Raw genomic sequence first — 16716 nt, forward strand, 5'->3', positions numbered from 1 at the left:
GGGGTGGGGCCTTGAGCTCGGAGATTCTGCCGGTCGCGTCGCCTGCGCAGGTGCGGGCGTACGCGCGTCGGCTGGTGCTGCGGTATCCGCGGGCGCTGGCGGGGGCGCTCGCGCTGCACGGGCTCGCGGCCGCCGCCGGGCTGGTCGCGCCGCGGCTGCTGGGCGACCTCGTGGAGGACGTCGCGGACGGGCGCGCCGACGTGAACACCGCGGGGATCGCGATCGCCGTGTTCGTGATCGTCCAGGGGGTGCTGCGACGGTACGCGCACCTGCAGTCGGCGAAGCTCGGCGAGCGGGTCCTCGCGCTGCTGCGCGAGGAGTTCGTCCGGCGGGTGCTGCGGCTGCCGCTGTCGACGGTGGAGCGCGCGGGCACCGGCGACCTCGTGACGCGTGCGTCGCGGGACGTCGACACGCTCGCGACGTCCGTCCGGTACGCGATGCCGGAGACGCTGATCGCCGTCGTGGTCGGGGGCCTGACGGTCGGGGCGCTGCTGCTGAACGGTCCGCTGGTCGCGCTGCCGTGCCTGGTGTCGGTCCCGATCCTGTGGGGCGTGACGCGCTGGTACCTGCCGCGCGCCCACGCGGGGTACCTGCGGGAGAACGCGGCGTACGCGCGGATCACCGATGGGCTGGCCGAGACCGTGCACGGGGCGCGGACGGTCGAGTCGCTGGGGCTGGGGGAGCGGCGGCGGGAGCGGGGGGACGCCGACATCCGCGCGGCGTTCGAGGTCGAGCGGTACACGCTGCGGCTGCGCACCGTGCTGTTCCCGGTGATCGAGTTCGCGTTCGTGCTGCCGGTCGCGGCGACCCTGCTCGGCGGCGGCCTGCTGTACATCGGCGGGCACGCGTCGCTCGCGCAGGTCACGGCGGCGACGCTGTACGTGCAGCAGCTGAGCGGGCCGGTGGAGACGCTGCTGGCCTGGCTGGACGAGCTGCAGCTCGGCGGCGCGTCGCTGGCGCGGGTGCTGGGCGTGGGCGGCGTCCCGCCGGACCGGGTGCCGGACGGCCGCGTCCCGGACGGCGAGCGGCTCGCCGCCCGCGACGTCCGGTACGCGTACCGGGACGGACGGGACGTCCTGCACGGCGTGGACCTCGAACTGCGGCCGGGGGAGCGGCTCGCGGTGGTCGGGCCGAGCGGCGCGGGGAAGTCGACGCTGGGCCGGCTGCTCGCCGGGATCGACGGGCCCGGCGGCGGCGAGGTCGCGGTCGGCGGCGTCCCGCTGGTCGGGCTGCCGCTGGACGACCTGCGGGGGCACGTCGCGCTGGTCACGCAGGAGCAGCACGTGTTCCGCGGCACGCTCCGCGACAACCTCGTGATGGCCCGGCCGGACGCGTCCGACGACGACCTCCGGCGCGTCCTGGCGGCCGTCGAGTGGGACGGCCCGGACCTGGACGACGAGGTCGGCGCGGGCGGCGCGACGCCGTCCCCGGCGCAGGCGCAGCAGCTCGCGCTCGCCCGGCTGGTGCTCGCCGACCCGCACACGCTCGTCCTGGACGAGGCGACGTCGCTGCTCGACCCGCGCGCCGCGCGGCGGCTGGAGCGTTCGCTGGCCGCCGCGCTGGACGGCCGGACGGTCGTGGCGATCGCGCACCGCCTCCACACCGCGCACGACGCCGATCGTGTCGCGGTGGTGGAGGACGGTCGCATCACCGAGCTCGGAACCCACGAGGAGCTGCTCGCCCAAGGCGGCTCGTACGCCGCACTGTGGGCGTCCTGGCACCGGTCCTGAGCGCTTTACCTCGCCAGGGCCTTCTTGAGCCAGTCGACCTGCAGGTGCAGGAGGTTTTCCGCGACGACCTCCTGCGGGGTCATGTGCGTGACGCCCGACAGGGGGAGCACCGTGTGCGGGCGGCCCGCCGCCAGGAGCGCGGACGACAGCCGCAGCGTGTGCGCCGCGACGACGTTGTCGTCCGCGAGCCCATGGATGATCATCAGCGGGCGTTCCAGCTTCCCGGCCATCTCGACCAGGGAGTTCGCCGCGTAGTTCTCCGGCTCCTCGTCGGGGTGGCCGAGGTACCGCTCGGTGTAGTGGGTGTCGTAGAGGCGCCAGTCGGTGACGGGCGCGCCCGCGACGCCCGCGTGGAAGACGTCCGGGCGCTTCAGGACGGCGAGTCCGGCGAGCCAGCCGCCGAACGACCAGCCGCGGACGCCCACCCGGTCGAGGTCGAGCGCGGCCGGGTGCAGCCGCGCCGCCTCGATCAGCGCGGCGATCTGGTCTTCGAGGACGGGCTCGACGAAGTCGCCGCGCACCGCGCGCTCCCAGGCGGGGCCGCGGCCGGGCGTGCCGCGGCCGTCCGCGACGACGACGGCGAAGCCCTGGTCGGCGAGCCACTGCGCCTCGCAGTACGCACGCTGAACGGCCAGGACGCGTTGCGCGTGCGGGCCGCCGTAGGGGTCCATCAGGACGGGCAGGCGGCCGTGGCCGGGTTCCCATCCGGTCGGCAGCAGGATCGCGGTGCGGATCTCCCGGTCCCCGGCGCGGATCAGTTCGACCCGCGGCGTGATGACCGGCGTCTCGGCGTACGACACGATCGGGTGCGTCCCGGCGGGGCCGCGAACCTCGATCTCCGACCCCGGACGGTCGAGCCGCGCGCCCGTCACGACCGTCACCGAACCGGAGCGAACACCCCCGAAAACCCCCTGACCTTCTGTGATTTTCGTCACATCGCCGCCGTCGAGCGAGTACAGGTGGACCTCGGTCGGCTCCTCCGATCCGGTGAACAGGATCGAGTCGCCCTCCACCCCCAGCACGGACCGCACCTGCAGCCCCTCCGGCGTCACCGGCTCGCCGCCGACCGTGATCCGGCGCGTGTCGGCCGCCCGGTCCTCGGTGACCCACACCAGGTCGCCCGCGCCGGTCCGGGCGGGCAGCCCCGGCACGATCTCCGTCCACACCGGGTCGTGCTCGTTGTGCAGCAGCGAGGTCTCCCCGTTGGACGGGTCGACCCGCAGCACCCGCTGGGACCGCTGGTCGCGCGGCTGCACGACGATCAGCAGCCCGTGCCGGTCCCACGCCGCGTTCACCACGTACGGGAACTCGCCGCGGTCCCACGCGACCGCGAGCCGCCCGCCGTCCACCTTCAGCAGCACCAGCGAGACCAGCGCGTTCGGCGTCCCGGCGGCCGGATAGGCGATCTCCGCGGGGGTGGTGTCCGGGTTCGCGGGATCGGCGATGTGCCAGCGCTGCACCGGCGTCTCGTCCACCCGCGCGGCCAGCACCGTGCCGCCGTCCGGCGACCACCAGTGGCCGCGCATCCGGCCCATCTCCTCCGCCGCGACGAACTCCGCGAGCCCGTACGACACCTGCTCGGTCTCCGGCCGGACGAGCGCGCGGTCGTCACTCCCGTCCATCTCGATCACCCGCAGGGTGCGTCCCGAAACGTACGCGACGCGCCGTCCGGCGGGGTCGGGCCGCGGGTCGAACACCGGCGTCGTCGCGGGCAGTTCCCGCACCTCGCCGCTGTCCAGATCGGCGACGTGCAACTGTCCGCCGAGCGTGAACACCGCCTGCCGGACGTCCCGGTCGGTGGCGTACCCGACGATGCCCCCGGCCTGCTCACGGGCCCTTTCCCGGCGCGCGCGCTCCTCGGCGGGCAGGTCCTCCTCGCCGGGCACGTCCAGCGCGGCGGGGTCGGCGACGAGCCGTTCCTCGCCGGTCGCCACGTCGAGCGTCCACAGGCAGGTGACCGGGTCGTCGCCCGCACGGGTGCGCAGGAAGACCACGCGCGTCCCGTCCGGCGCGATCTGGAAGGCGCGCGGGACGCCGAGGGAGAAGCGTCGGGTGCGGGCGCTCTGCCGCGGATAGCTGATGCTCATGGGAATCGAGTCTGCCAGCCCGATCGTTGGAAAGACGGCGCGCGGGCCCCGCGCACCCCTATGATCACGGGTCGTCGCCTCGTGGGCGGTTAACGACCCATGCCCGGGTCCGCGCTCGCGTAAGCTCAAAGCTTCCCCAAGCACTTGTTGTCGTCGCGGGCGGTGAGGAGAGGTCAATGTCGGAGCTGCAGCCGGGGGATCCCCGGCGGCTGGGCTCGTACGAGGTGGTCCAACGCCTCGGCGAGGGCGGCCAGGGGGTCGTCTACCTCGGCGTCGACGCCTCCGGAAGCCAGGCCGCGATCAAGCTCCTGCGGACCGACCTGGCCGCGGACGCCTCGGCCCGGAACCGGTTCGTCCGGGAGGCGCAGGCCGCCAAGCAGGTCGCGCGGTTCTGCACCGCGCAGGTCCTGGAGGCCGATGTCGCGGGCGACCAGCCCTACATCGCCAGTGAGTACGTACCGGGTCCGGCCCTGTACAAGCAGGTGACCGAGAGCGGCCCGATCACCGGCGCCGCGCTGGAGCGGCTCGCGATCGGCACGCTCACGGCGCTCACCGCGATCCACCAGGCCGGGATCGTGCACCGCGACTTCAAGCCGCACAACGTCATCATGGCGCCGGACGGTCCGCGCGTGATCGACTTCGGTATCGCGCGGGCCCTCGACACCGGCCAGACGAACGCCACGAAGGCGATCGGCACCCCGTCCTACATGGCCCCCGAGCAGGTCGCGGGCGCGACCCTCACCGAGGCCGTGGACGTCTGGGCGTGGGCCACCACGATGGTGTTCGCCGCGACCGGGCGCCCCCCGTTCGGCGACGACACGGTCGTCGCGGTCATCAACCGGGTCATGCACGAGCCCCCGTCGCTGGAGGGCGTCCCGCAGGACCTGCACCCGATGATCTCCGCGTGCCTGGCCAAGGAGCCCACGCAGCGCCCGACGGCGCAGCAGCTGATGATGACCCTCATCGGCGCGAACCCGAACGCCCCGGCGGCCGCGGCCGGGCAGACCCGCATGGACGACCCGGCGCAGGCCACGTCGATGCTCGACGCGGGCTCCACCCTCGCCGCCGGCATGGGCGCCGCGGGCATGGGCGCCATGGGCGGCCAGACCCACCGCGTCTCGCCCGCCGACTTCGACGGCTCCCTCCCGCCCGCGCGCGGCTACACCGGCGCGCACCGCGGCGGCCCCCGCTACGACGACTACGACGACTTCGAGCCGGAGCGCCGCTCCAAGGCCCCGATCATCGCGGGCGTCGCCGTCATCGCGATGCTCGCCGTCATCGTGGGCGTCTTCATGGCGAGCCGCGGCGGCGGCGACAACGAGTCGAACCTCCCGGTGCAGCCGGAGACCTCGGAGGTGACGGAGGCCCCGACCACCGAGGAGCCGACGTCGGACGAGCCCACCATCACCGACGAGCCCACCACCGAGGCGCCCCCGACGACCGAAGCGCCGCCCACGCCCTGACCTCGCGGCCCCACGGCGTTCGATGCCCCCCGTCCGGTTCGTACCGGGCGGGGGCATTTGTATCGGTTCGAGATCACCATCGGGTGACGGATCGATGGAATCAGGGTCCGGGGGAGGGCGGTCATCGCCGGTCGGCCGCGGGCTGAGTAGGCTCGTTACCCATGAAGGAGCCGCGGATCCTGTTCGTCCACGCCCATCCGGACGACGAGTCCATCGGGACCGGGGCGACCATGGCCAAATACGCCGCCGAGGGCGCCCACGTCTGTCTCGTCACCTGCACCCTCGGCGAGGAGGGCGAGGTGATCCCGGACGAGCTGCGCCACCTGGCGCCCGACAAGGAGGATCGCCTCGGCGAGTACCGGATCGGGGAACTCGCGGAGGCGTGCGCGGCCCTCGGCGTGGTCGATCACCGGTATCTGGGCGGCCCCGGCCGCTGGCGCGACTCGGGGATGATGGGGACCGCGGCCAACGACCACCCGCGCAGCTTCTGGCGCGCGGACGTCGACGTGGCGGGCGCCGAACTGGCGAAGGTCGTCCGGGAGGTCCGGCCGCACGTGATCGTCACCTACGACGAGCGCGGCAACTACGGCCATCCGGACCACATCCAGGCGCACCGGGTGGCGTCGCGGGCGTCGAGCTGGCGGCCGACCCGGCGCACGAGGACGGTGCGGAGCCGTGGGCGGCCGCGAAGTTCTACGCGTACGCGACGCCGCGCACCGTCCTGGCGCGGGCGATCGCGGTGATGCGGGAGGCGCGGCTGCCGTTCGCGCGGGTCGCGGGTCTCGACGAGCTGGGCTCGGGCGTCCCGGACGACCAGGTCACGACGGTCGTGGACGCGCGGGCGCACCTGCCGGCGAAGCTCGCGGCGCTGCGCGCGCACCGGACGCAGATCGTGGTGGCCCCCGAGCAGGTGGGGCCGTTCTTCGCGCTGTCGAACAATCTGGGGCAGCAGGCGTTCGGCACGGAGTACTTCATCCTGCAGGCGGGCGAGCCGGGGCCGCTCGGCCCGGGCCGCCGGGAGCGGGACCTGTTCGCCGGGCTCGCGGACGCGGCGGGCTGATCGGCTGGATACGCTGACGCCCGTGAAGAGCGACGGCATCGAGAGCGACGTCACCCGGAACGACGAGACCGAGGTCGAGAGTCCCGCCGAGGCGGTCGTGTCGGCGCTGGCGTACGTGATGCTCGCCGCGCTCGGCGCGGTGTACGGGCTCGTCGGCTCGTTCGTCCAGGACTGGACGGTCCGCGGGGTCCCGCTCGCGTCGATCGTCCTGGTCGTGGTGCTGTTCCTGCTGGTGCGGCTGGCGGGCTGGGGGATGGGCGGACGGACCGGCGCGGTGATCCCCGCGTTCCTGTGGCTGGTCGTGGTGTTCGTGATGTCGCTGCAGCGGCCCGAGGGCGATCTGGTGGTCCCCGCGACGATCGCGGGTTATACGTGTACATCATCGGGGGCCTGGTGGCGGCGGTGCTCGGGGTGATGCGCGTCCCGGCGTCCGGACGGTCCGGGCAGTGGCTGCTGAGGGGCGCCGCCCGTACCCGCGGGTAGGGTGCCGACACTGTGGGCGGCGAACATGCGGACGGCGAACAGGTAGAGGACGAACACGGACAAGGCGTCGATTCGACGCTGTTCCGGGGTGTGATGGGCCGGTTCGCGACCGGCGTGGCGATCGTCACGACGGTGTCGGACGACGGCGCCGACCACGCGATGACCGTGAACGCGTTCACGTCGGTGTCGCTGGACCCGCCGCTGGTGATGTTCTGCGCGGAACGGACCGGCCGGTTCCACGACGTGGTGCTGGCGACGGGCCGGTGGGCGGTGTCGGTGCTTCCCGAGGACATGCGGGACGCGTCGCAGTGGTTCGCGACGCGGGGACGGCTGCTGGACGGGCAGTTGCGCGGCTGGGCGCACACGCGCGGGCCCGCGACGGGCGTGCCGATCCTGTCGCGGGCCGTGGCGGCGGTCGAGTGCCGGACCCACGCCGTCCACGACGGCGGTGATCACACCATCGTGGTCGGCGAGGTCGTCGGGCTGGACGTCCCGGATCCGGACGGGCGTCGCTGATCTTCTACGCGGGCGCCTACCGGGCCTTGGGCTGACCGGCCGGGACGGCGTCGGCCGCCGGCGCGTCGCCGGCGGGTCCGGCGCCGGGCACGGCGGGCCGCCGGTGGCGCTTGACGCCGAAGCAGGACGCGGCGGCCAGCAGCATCACCGCGATGGGCAGCGCCATCGTGGGGAACATCGCGTCGACGAACCCGTGCCCGAACACCTGCGCGGCGAGGTCCTGCACGCGGTGGGCGACGTCCGGCGGGACGTCCGCGGGCAGTTGCTGGGGCGCGCCGGTCTGGCCCGCGCCGATCTCCAGGCCGCCCTCGGCGGCGTTCGCGAACCCGTCGACGAACCCGGCGCGGGCGCCGGCGGCAGTTCCCCGGCGCGCCGCACGGCCTCCTCCTGGAGGGAGGCGGCGAGCCGGTTCTGCAGGACGGCGCCGACGGCCGCGGCGCCGAGCACCGACCCGACCTGCCGGACGGTGTTGTTGACGCCGGACGCGGCGCCGCCAGGTGCGGCGGGACATTGCGCGTCGCCTCGGTCGCCATCGGCGCGAACACGCAGCCGATGCCGAGCCCGACGATGACGAGCGGCGCGATGAACGACGTCCAGTCGGTGCCGACGTCGGCGATGGACACCGTCCACAGCATGCCGATCGCGTACAGGGTGAGGCCGGACATGAGGATGAACTTGCCGCCGAAGCGGTCCGACAGCCGTCCCGCGAGCGGGGCGAGGAACATCGACACGACCGACGACGGCGCCATCACGAGCCCGGCCTTCAGCGCGCTGAACCCGAGGACGGACTGCATGTAGATTGTCAGCGGCAGCACCATGCCGATCATGCCGATGGACACGGCCGCGCCGACCAGGGTCAGGATGCTGAAGTTGCGGTCGCGGAACAGCGAGAACGGGACGAGCGGCTCGCGGTCCTGCCGTCCCCGCTGGTGCACGGCGAACACGGCGAACAGGACGGCCCCGGCGGCGAGCAGCCCCCAGATCCGCGCGTCCCACCCGAACTTCTCGCCCTCGGTGAGCCCGAACACGAGGCAGAACAGCGCGGCGGACGCCAGCAGCACGCCCGGGACGTCGAACCGGTGCCGGACGCCCGCGGTGTGCGACGGCAGGATCGGGATCGCCATCGCCAGCACCAGGATGCCGATCGGCAGGTTGACGAAGAAGATCCACCGCCAGTCGAAGCTGGTGACCAGCAGGCCGCCGATGGTCGGTCCGGCGATCGTGGAGACCCCGGCGACCGCGCCCCAGATGCCGAGTGCGGCGCCGCGCCGGTCCGGCGGGAACACGTTGATGATGATCGACATCGTCTGCGGCATCAGCAGTGCGGCGCCGAGGCCCTGCACGGCGCGCGCGGCGATCAGCTGCGCCGGATCCTGCGCGATCCCGCAGACCAGGCTGGCCAGTGTGAACAGCGCGACACCGGCGATGAACAGGTTCTTCTTGCCCCACAGGTCGCCGAGCCTGCCGCCGCTGATCAGCAGCACGGCCAGCACCAGGATGTAGGCGTTGACGATCCAGAGGATCTGGTCGAGTGAGGCGTCGAGCTTCTCGGTCATGCTCGGGATCGCGATGTTCACGATCGTCAGGTCGAGCAGCGTCATGAAGAAGCCGAGGGACAGGGTGAGCAGGATCGCCCACGGGTTGCCGCGCCACCTGCTCATTCGGTCTCCCTCGTCGCGTCGGAGTCGGTCCAGGTGATCCGGCCGGATTCCAGGTCGTCGAGGAGCGCGCGGGTGTGGTCCAGTTCGGCGCGTGCCCGCGTGATCGTCAGTTCCTGGTCGAGCAGTTTGTAGCGCTCCAGGCCGTTCTTGCGCAGCGCCTCGTAGGCGGTCTGGTTCGCGGCGAGCCGCGCCTCCAGGGCGATGGTCCGGCTGCTCAGCAGCCGCGCGACCTCGGCGGGCGGCAGCAGGTTCGCGAACGCCAGCGCGGTGCCGAACGGGGGGAAGTCCTCGTCCGGTTTGGCGAACAGCTCCGCGAGCCGGTTGTGCGCGGCGTCCCGTCCGGCGGTGGTGACGGCGTAGACGGTGCGTTCGGGGCGGCGGCCCTCGCGGGACGTTTCGAGCGGCTCGACCAGCCCGGCGACCGACAGCCGGTCGACGGTGTGGTAGAGCGAGCCCGGTGTGATCTTGACGGCGTGGTCGTAATGGCAGACGCGGATGCGCTGCTGCATCTCGTACGGGTGCATGGGCCCGTCGCACAGCATGCGCAGCACGGTCAGCGCCGGCAGCGTGAGCGGTTTGGACATGATCGGGAGCCTCATTGGTTCGTCTGGATTAGTTTGCTCAGACTAATCCACCGCAGAGGATCTTGTCGACGGTTTCAGGAAGCCGACATGTCCGGATGTGGTCCGGGGCGAGCCGTGCGCCGCAGCCGTGCGGCTCAGCGGACGGCGTCGACCGTGTTCGCCCCGCCGTGGTTCGACACGTACTGGCCGATCCGGTCCTCGCGGACGGCCTCGAACAGCGTCGCCGCCCCGGCGTGGTCGAGCAGGATGACGCTCTGCTTCCCCCTGGCCGCCGGACGGTCGACGGGCGTCGTGACGTACTCCAGCAGGGAGACGTCCAGCAGCCGCGTCGCGAGCTTGCGCAGCGTGGCCGCGGTCACCGTCTCGTCCACCGTCACCGAGCCGGTCACGGCGCGGATGAACCGGTCGATCTTGATCGGGTTGCGGGTGTCGAGCGCCTTGCCCGCGAGGGCCTCCAGGAACGCCTGCTGGCGCTTGATCCGGTCCAGGTCGCCGTTGGGCAGGTTCACCCGCTGCCGGACGAAGTCGAGGGCCTGGACCCCGTCGAGGTGCTGCGTCCCCGCCTGCCACGACCGTTCGTGCTTGGGGTCGTAGGTGTCCTCGGTGATCGTGACGGTCACGCCGCCGAGCGCGTCCGTCATCTCCACGAAGCCGCCGAAGTCCAGCGCCGCGTAGTGGTCGATCCGGACGCCGGTCAGCTGCTCCACCGTGCGGATCAGCAGCCGCGGCCCGCCGTAGGAGAACGCCGCGTTGATCTTGTCCGTGCCGTGCCCGGGGATCGGCACCCAGCTGTCGCGCGGGATCGCCACCACCGACACCCGGTCGCCGCTCTCCGCCAGATGGACGATCATGAGCGCGTCCGCGCGGGCGCCCATCGACGGGATGTCGGCGCGCCGGTCGGAGCCGATGAGCATCCAGTTCTCGCCGTGCCCGGTGCCCGCCGGACGGTCGCCCGCCGTCGGCAGCGCGCCCTCGACCCGCTCGACCTGCCCGTTGTAGGAGCGCTGCAGCGCGTACGCGCCGCCGACGACGGTCAGCACGAGGGCGAGCGCCGCGCCGCCGACGCCGAGCAGGATCCGGCGTCGCCGCCGCTCGCGCGGGCTGCGGCCCTTGACGCCTGTGGCGTCCGGCTGGAGGGTTCCCTGCGCAGGGGTGTCGTGCTGGGGCGGCGTGGGCTGCATGGTTCCACCGTCGTCCCGCCGCCGCGCGCGCGCCGACACGACAGGCGGGCGCTAGCCGACTCTTTGCCCATCCGGGCGTTTCCGATGGGCATGTTCAAAGGAGCCCATGGGTTGCCGCCGGGCGCCGTTGACCGGCGACGACCCGGTTCGAGGGGGCTTGGCCGGCGGGCGGCGCGCCGTCAGCCCTTGAGCGCGATCTCCAGCTGGTCGAGCGCCCAGTCGAGGTCGGTGCGCTCGATGACCAGCGGCGGCGCCAGCCGGAGCGTGGTGTCGTGGGTCTCCTTGGCGAGGACGCCGAGCCCCATCAGCCGCTCGCTGACCGGCCGCGCCTTCCCGTGCAGCTCGACGCCCGCCCACAGGCCGCGCCCGCGCACCTCGCGGACGACGTCGCCGGGCAGCCCGCCGAGCCGCTCGTGCAGGTGCGCGCCGAGCGTCCTGGAGCGTTCCTGGAACTCGCCCGTCCGCAGCATCGCGACGACCTCGCGGCCGATCGCGCACGCGACCGGGTTGCCGCCGAACGTCGAGCCGTGCTGGCCGGGCTTGAACACGCCGAGGACGCCCGCGTCCGCGACGACCGCCGACACCGGCATGATGCCGCCGCCGAGCGCCTTGCCCAGCACGTAGACGTCCGGGACGACGCCCTCGTGCTCGACCGCGAACGTGGTGCCGGTGCGGCCGAGCCCCGACTGGATCTCGTCGGCGATCAGCAGCGAGCCGTTCGCGGTGCACAGCTCCCGCACCGTCCGCAGGAACCCGCTCGGCGGGACGTTCACGCCCGCCTCGCCCTGGATCGGCTCGATCAGCACCGCGACGGTGTCGTCGTCCATCGCGGCCTTGAGGGCGTCGGCGTCGCCGTACGGGACGGTCCGGAAACCGGGCGTGTACGGGCCGTAGGAGTCGCGGGCGTCCGGGTCGGTCGAGAAGCTGATGATCGTGGTCGTCCGGCCGTGGAAGTTGCCCTCGAAGGTGATGATGTTCGCGCGGTCGGCCGGGACGCCCCGGACCTCGTACCCCCACTTGCGGGCGGTCTTCAGCGCCGTCTCGACGGCCTCGGCGCCGCTGTTCATCGGCAGCACCATGTCCTTGCCGCACAACTCGGCCAGTTCCGTGACGAACGGGCCGAACTGGTCGTGGTCGAAGGCGCGGCTGACGAGCGTCACCCGGTCGAGCTGCCGCCGCACGGCCTCGGTGAGGCGCGGGTTGCGGTGCCCGAAGTTGACGGCGGAGTAGGCGGCCAGCATGTCCAGGTAGCGGCGGCCCTCGACGTCGGTGACCCACGCGCCCTCGCCGTCCGCCAGCACGATCGGCAGCGGGTGGTAGTTGTGGGCGCTGTGCTCCTCGGACATCGCCCGCAGCTTCTCGGTCGGCGTCACGACGCTCCTTCGGCGGCTCGGCCCCGGCCGGTCGGGCCGGGGCGATGCTGGACACCGGGCGGACGGCCCGGTGCCGAGGGGGACGGGCCGGACGGGACGGGTGGCCGACGGCCCGATTCCCAGCGTATGTTCGGGATGAACCGTCGACCAATGACGAAAACCGACTCGGGGGGTGTTGTTTGTTGCGTCTTGACGAGATCGACCGGCGAATCGTTGCGCGCCTCCTGGAGGACGGCCGCGCGTCCTACGCGCAGATCGGCGACCGGGTCGGGCTGTCCGCGCCGGCGGTGAAGCGGCGCGTGGACCGGCTGCGCGCGGACGGCGTCATCACCGGCTTCGCGGCCGTCGTCGACCCGGCCGCCGTCGGCTGGACCACCGAGGCGTTCATCGAGATCTTCTGCACCGGCGCGACGTCCCCGGAGGAGATCCACTCCAGCGTCCGCGGCCACCCCGAGGTCGTCGCGGCCTACACGATCAGCGGGGACGCGAGCGCGCTCGTCCACGTGCGCGCCCGCGACATCCAGCACTTGGAGCAGGCCCTCGAACGGCTCCGCCGCGAGGACAACATCACGGCGACGAAGACGTCGATCGTCCTGTCGCGGCTGATCGGGCACCCGTTCGACGCGCCGTCCGGCCGTCCGGACCCTGCCGGGACACAGGCGGTTACCGGACAGTAGGCTGCCGGGCATGGAGTTCGCCACCGCCGACCTCATCGACGACTTCGGGGCCGAGTTGCGCAGCTGCGAGACGCAGTTCCGCCAGTACGGGGGACGCGCGCGGTTCGCCGGGCCGGTCTCGACCGTCCGCTGCGACCGCGACAACGGCCTCGTGAAGAAGCTGCTCAACACCCCCGGCGACGGCCGGGTGCTGGTGGTGGACGGCGGCGCCTCGCTCGCGTCCGCGCTGCTGGGCGACATGATCGCGGCCGCCGCCGTGCGGAACGGCTGGGCGGGCGTGGTGATCAACGGCGCGGTGCGCGACGTCGCCGCGCTGCGCGGCCTCGACCTCGGCGCGAAGGCGCTCGGCTCGAACCCGCGCAAGAGCGCCAAGGACGCCGCCGGGGACGTCGACGTCCCGGTGACGTTCGGCGGCGTGGAGTTCCGGCCCGGCGACTGGCTCTACAGCGACGAGGACGGCATCGTCGTCGCCGCCCGGAACGTCCTGGCGTGACGTGCTGGCGTGACGTGCTGGCGTGACCTGCCAGCACGGGCCGTTCAAGATCGTCTAAGTCCTCCATAGGACCGGCGAACCGCGCGTCCTTACCTTCGCAGTAACCCCCTGCGACAGGAGAGACATGCGCGCCAAGAACGCTCTCGTGGTGCCCGCCGCGGCGGCGCTGCTGCTCGCGGGTCTCGCGGCCGCGCCCGCCGCGGCGCAGCCCCGCGCCCCCGGTCCCGACGCGTCCGTGAACCCCTGGCAGCAGCGCCACTGGCCGCGGACGCAGCCGTGGCAGCGGCCCGAACCGTCCCCGCGGACGTTCGCGGCGGGCGGCGGCCCGCGGGCCGTCGACCCGCAGAACTACGAGCTCCCCGACACGATGACCTGGGACGACTACGCGTCCGTCCCCGGGACCTCGTGGGCCGACCCGTCCCGCGACGGCTCGGTCGAGAACTTCAAGGGCGCGGTCGTCCTCGTCGACTACGCGAACCAGCCGTTCGTCGTGACGCAGCCGAAGAACTCGTCCGTCTTCGGCAACCCGAACCTGGTCGGCGACGTACCGCGCGAGGACGTCGCGCAGTTCTACGAGGACTTCCTCAACAAGCCGCAGGACCTCAACCACGGCCACACCCTCCACGAGTACTGGATGGAGGACTCCGGCGGCCGGTACGGGGTCGACCTGACCGCCTTCGGCGCCTACCGGATGCCCGCCAAGGACCACGAGTACGGCATCGACGACCGGATGCAGAAGGGCAACGGCTGCCCCGAGGGCGACACCTGCAACCGTGACCTGCGTACGGACGCCCGCGCCGCGTGGGTCGCCGACGTCGGCGAGGAGACGGCGGCGCAGTTCGACTTCGTGTTCTTCCTCAGCGCCGGCCAGGACGAGAGCAGCACGTGGCAGGAGTTCGGCGAGATGAAGTTCGGCACAAAGGAGCAGGTGCCGGACGTGTGGGGCTCGGGCGATCCGAAGCTGCCGAACTGGGTCGACACCCGCTACATCCCCTGGACGTCCTGGCAGGCGGGCTCGACGATCTGGCCGAACGCCACCCGGGGCAGCTCCACGCAGGCGGAGAGTTCGGGCATGGGCGTGTTCGCGCACGAGTTCAGCCACATCCTGGGCATCGGCGACAACTACAACAACCCGTACGGCGATCCGCCGCGCCGCGCGTTCAGCGGCCCGTGGGACATGCTGAGCCGCGGCAGCTTCAACGGGCCGGGCGGCCCGCACGCCCGCTGGACGATTCCGGCGACCGGCGCGTCCATGGGCGCGCAGCACATGCTGCGCAACAAGCTCGAACTGGGCATCGTGGACGCGTCGAAGGTGCTGCAGATCGACCGGGACGCGCTCGCCGCACGGGGCATGGTCGTCGCGAAGATCACCGCACGTGCCGCCGAACCGGGCGAGAACGCCCTCGCGGGCATCAACCTGAAGTTCGGTGACGACGGCGACAAGAGCCCCGGCTGCGACACCGGAACCGATCCGATGTGCGACGGCGGCGGCTACGACAACTACACCGTCGAGGTCGTCGACCGGATGGGCATGGACTCCTTCACCCCCGACTCCGGGGTCCTGCTCGCCAAGACCAAGAACGAGGACGACTCCCCGTTCATCTGGGTGCAGGACGCGAACCCGCAGGACATCGACAAGGTCGACTTCGTCCTCCCCGACGGGACGAAGCAGATGATGACGATCGGCGACTACCGGCAGCTCTCGGACGCGCTCTTCCACGCGGGCACGGACTCCGGCAGCGAGTACGAGTACGTCGACGAGGCGAACCGCCTGCACTTCTACGTCCTCGACCTCGAACGCGACGACGACGGCGTCCTGTCGTACACGGTCGGGATCCGCTCCCTCGACGGTCCGGGCCCGCAGCGGCGCGGCGTCAAGGTCGACTCCGGGAACGCGAGCCGCGAGGCCGGGGGCTGGCTGAAGTGCACGATGGAGGTGCACAACAAGGGCAAGGGCGGCACCGGCCACCACGGTTCCGACGTGTTCCGGCTGAAGGCCGAGGTGGACGGCGACGGCTGGCGGGTGCGGCTGCCGAACACGCTCGCCACCGCGACCGTCCGGCACAGCACGTGGGTCGAGGTGTGGGCCAAGCCCGGCCCGGACGCCGAGCGCAAGGCGAAGCTCCGCCTGACCGGCACGTCCGAGAGCGACCCGGCCGCGTCCGACACCGGGACGTGCCGCCTTCCCTGACGCGTCCTTCCCTCCCCGGGCCCGCCGTCCTCCGGCTCAGGCTTCCGCCGGGACCCGCTCCGCCTCCACCGCGGGCGCGCGGCGCCGGACCTGCCCCAGCGCGACCGCGCCCATCGCGAGGACGCCCAGGCCCGCGCCGATCCACGCCGTGGACGCGTACCCGCTGCCCGCGCCGATCGCGAGGCCGCCCAGCCACGGGCCCACGGTGATCCCGACGTTGAACGCGACGACGTTCCCCGCCGCGACCAGCGTCGTCGCGCCGTCCACCAGCCCGAACGCCCGCGTGTTCAGCGCCGGGTTCGTCGCGAACCCGACCAGGCCCAGCAGGAACACCAGCACCGCCGTCGCGCCGCCGACTCCAGCAGCAGCGCCAGGGCCACCGACACGACCACGAGCCCGCCGAACCCCGCGTACAGGGTCGGGAGGGTCCGCGCGTCCGCCGTTCGCCCGCCGACGGTGATCCCGATCAGCGCACCGGCCCCGTAGAGGGCGAGCACCCCGGGCACCCACGCCGCCGCGATCCCGGTCGTCTCCTCCAGCATCGCGCCCAGGTAGCCGAACGTGACCAGCAGCCCGCCCGTGGCCAGCGACGTCGTCGCGAACGCGAGCCACACCCGGGGGACGCGCAGCGCGCGCACCTGCTCGCGGACGCGCGGGGCCGCACCGGCGGACCGTCCGGCCGGGATCGTCGCGGCCACGGCGGCCATCGCGGCGACCGACATCAGCGCGACGGCCCAGAACGCCGCGCGCCACCCGAACTGCTGGCCGAGGACCGTCCCGGCGGGCAGCCCCACGATCGTCGCGATCGTCAGCCCGCCCGCGACGACGCTCATCGCCCGTCCCCGCGCGTTCTCCGGGACCAGGTCCAGGGCGGTCGCCGCCGCCACCGCCCAGAAGCCCGCGTAGACGAACGCGCCCACGACCCGCGTTCCGAACAGCACCCAGTACCCGGGCGTCAGCGCGCCCACCACGTGCGCGACCGCGAACACCGCGAGGAACGCCAGCAACGCGCGGCGGTGCGGCCAGCGCAGCGTCGCGATCGCCAGCACCGGCGCCCCCACCAGCATCCCGATGGCGAACGCCGAGATCAGCAGCCCCGCGTCCGGGACCGACACCCCGAGGTCGTCCGCCATGCCGGGCAGCAGCCCGGCGAGCATCATTTCCGACGTCCCCTGCGCGAAGATCGCCGCACCCAGCACGTAAACGGCCGGTCGCAT

The 16716-nt window shown here is 72.9% G+C and carries 14 protein-coding genes and 1 pseudogene; 8 read left to right on the plus strand and 7 right to left on the minus strand.

All coding sequences use genetic code 11. From position 1 onward, the window contains the following. The coding region (locus tag BJF79_RS47225) for an ABC transporter ATP-binding protein (RefSeq protein ID WP_262403601.1) at nt 1-1730 on the plus strand (1730 nt) is incomplete at its 5' end. 5 nt (nt 1731-1735) lie between these two features. Here BJF79_RS47225 and BJF79_RS47230 read toward each other — a convergent pair. After that, nucleotides 1736-3817: a S9 family peptidase gene (locus BJF79_RS47230; protein WP_075907150.1), complete on the minus strand. Its 2082-nt coding sequence runs from the start codon at nt 3815-3817 to the stop codon at nt 1736-1738. Between the two features lie 176 nt (nt 3818-3993). Between BJF79_RS47230 and BJF79_RS47235 the strand changes: the two genes are divergently transcribed. From BJF79_RS47235 to BJF79_RS47250, 4 genes and pseudogenes are all read left to right on the plus strand, one after another. Next, nucleotides 3994-5280 carry a serine/threonine-protein kinase gene (locus BJF79_RS47235; protein ID WP_075907151.1) on the plus strand — a complete coding sequence of 429 codons (1287 nt, stop codon included), beginning with the start codon at nt 3994-3996 and terminating at the stop codon, nt 5278-5280. A 161-nt stretch (nt 5281-5441) separates the two neighbouring features. Continuing rightward, nucleotides 5442-6340 (plus strand): annotated as a pseudogene (mshB, locus tag BJF79_RS47240) (N-acetyl-1-D-myo-inositol-2-amino-2-deoxy-alpha-D-glucopyranoside deacetylase). Nucleotides 6341-6362: 22 nt separating this feature from the next. Beyond that, complete coding sequence (locus BJF79_RS47245) at nt 6363-6755, plus strand: DUF6113 family protein (protein WP_075907152.1); 393 nt, start codon at nt 6363-6365, stop codon at nt 6753-6755. 80 nt (nt 6756-6835) lie between these two features. Next, nucleotides 6836-7339: a flavin reductase family protein gene (locus BJF79_RS47250; RefSeq protein WP_262403602.1), complete on the plus strand. Its 504-nt coding sequence runs from the start codon at nt 6836-6838 to the stop codon at nt 7337-7339. On the opposite strand, the gene BJF79_RS47255 is transcribed toward BJF79_RS47250, so the two are convergent. From BJF79_RS47255 to rocD, 4 genes are all read right to left on the minus strand, one after another. After that, a complete protein-coding gene (locus BJF79_RS47255; RefSeq protein WP_262403603.1) occupies nt 7276-9000 on the minus strand; it encodes a DHA2 family efflux MFS transporter permease subunit in 1725 nt (574 codons plus the stop codon). The two genes, BJF79_RS47250 and BJF79_RS47255, sit on opposite strands and share 64 nt — an antisense overlap. Further along, a complete protein-coding gene (locus tag BJF79_RS47260) occupies nt 8997-9584 on the minus strand; it encodes a PadR family transcriptional regulator (protein ID WP_075907167.1) in 588 nt (195 codons plus the stop codon). Before BJF79_RS47260 ends, BJF79_RS47255 begins: the two co-directional genes overlap by 4 nt. Nucleotides 9585-9718: 134 nt before the next feature. Then, nucleotides 9719-10765 carry an LCP family protein gene (locus BJF79_RS47265; protein WP_083734780.1) on the minus strand — a complete coding sequence of 349 codons (1047 nt, stop codon included), beginning with the start codon at nt 10763-10765 and terminating at the stop codon, nt 9719-9721. A gap of 179 nt (nt 10766-10944) precedes the next feature. Continuing rightward, nucleotides 10945-12138: an ornithine--oxo-acid transaminase gene (gene rocD / locus BJF79_RS47270; protein ID WP_075907153.1), complete on the minus strand. Its 1194-nt coding sequence runs from the start codon at nt 12136-12138 to the stop codon at nt 10945-10947. A gap of 182 nt (nt 12139-12320) precedes the next feature. On the opposite strand from rocD, the gene BJF79_RS47275 reads away from it, so the two are divergent. The 3 genes from BJF79_RS47275 to BJF79_RS47285 all read left to right on the plus strand — a co-directional run bounded on the left by BJF79_RS47275 (nt 12321) and on the right by BJF79_RS47285 (nt 15499). Next, entirely contained in the window at nt 12321-12815 is a 495-nt protein-coding gene (locus BJF79_RS47275) for an Lrp/AsnC family transcriptional regulator (RefSeq protein WP_075907154.1), read from the plus strand. 10 nt (nt 12816-12825) lie between these two features. After that, nucleotides 12826-13308 (plus strand): ribonuclease E activity regulator RraA, encoded by a 483-nt coding sequence (gene rraA, locus BJF79_RS47280; RefSeq protein WP_075907155.1) that lies wholly within the window; start codon nt 12826-12828, stop codon nt 13306-13308. A gap of 124 nt (nt 13309-13432) precedes the next feature. Further along, nucleotides 13433-15499 carry a M6 family metalloprotease domain-containing protein gene (locus BJF79_RS47285; protein WP_075907156.1) on the plus strand — a complete coding sequence of 689 codons (2067 nt, stop codon included), beginning with the start codon at nt 13433-13435 and terminating at the stop codon, nt 15497-15499. Nucleotides 15500-15535: 36 nt separating this feature from the next. On the opposite strand, the gene BJF79_RS64775 is transcribed toward BJF79_RS47285, so the two are convergent. Then, the gene (locus BJF79_RS64775) at nt 15536-15832 is read right to left on the minus strand and encodes a hypothetical protein (RefSeq protein ID WP_262403604.1); all 297 of its coding nucleotides are present in this window, start codon (nt 15830-15832) and stop codon (nt 15536-15538) included. Then, nucleotides 15787-16716 (minus strand): MFS transporter, encoded by a 930-nt coding sequence (locus BJF79_RS47290; protein WP_262403605.1) that lies wholly within the window; start codon nt 16714-16716, stop codon nt 15787-15789. Before BJF79_RS47290 ends, BJF79_RS64775 begins: the two co-directional genes overlap by 46 nt.

The organism is Actinomadura sp. CNU-125 (assembly GCF_001942465.1).
In the GTDB taxonomy this organism is placed as follows: domain Bacteria; phylum Actinomycetota; class Actinomycetes; order Streptosporangiales; family Streptosporangiaceae; genus Spirillospora.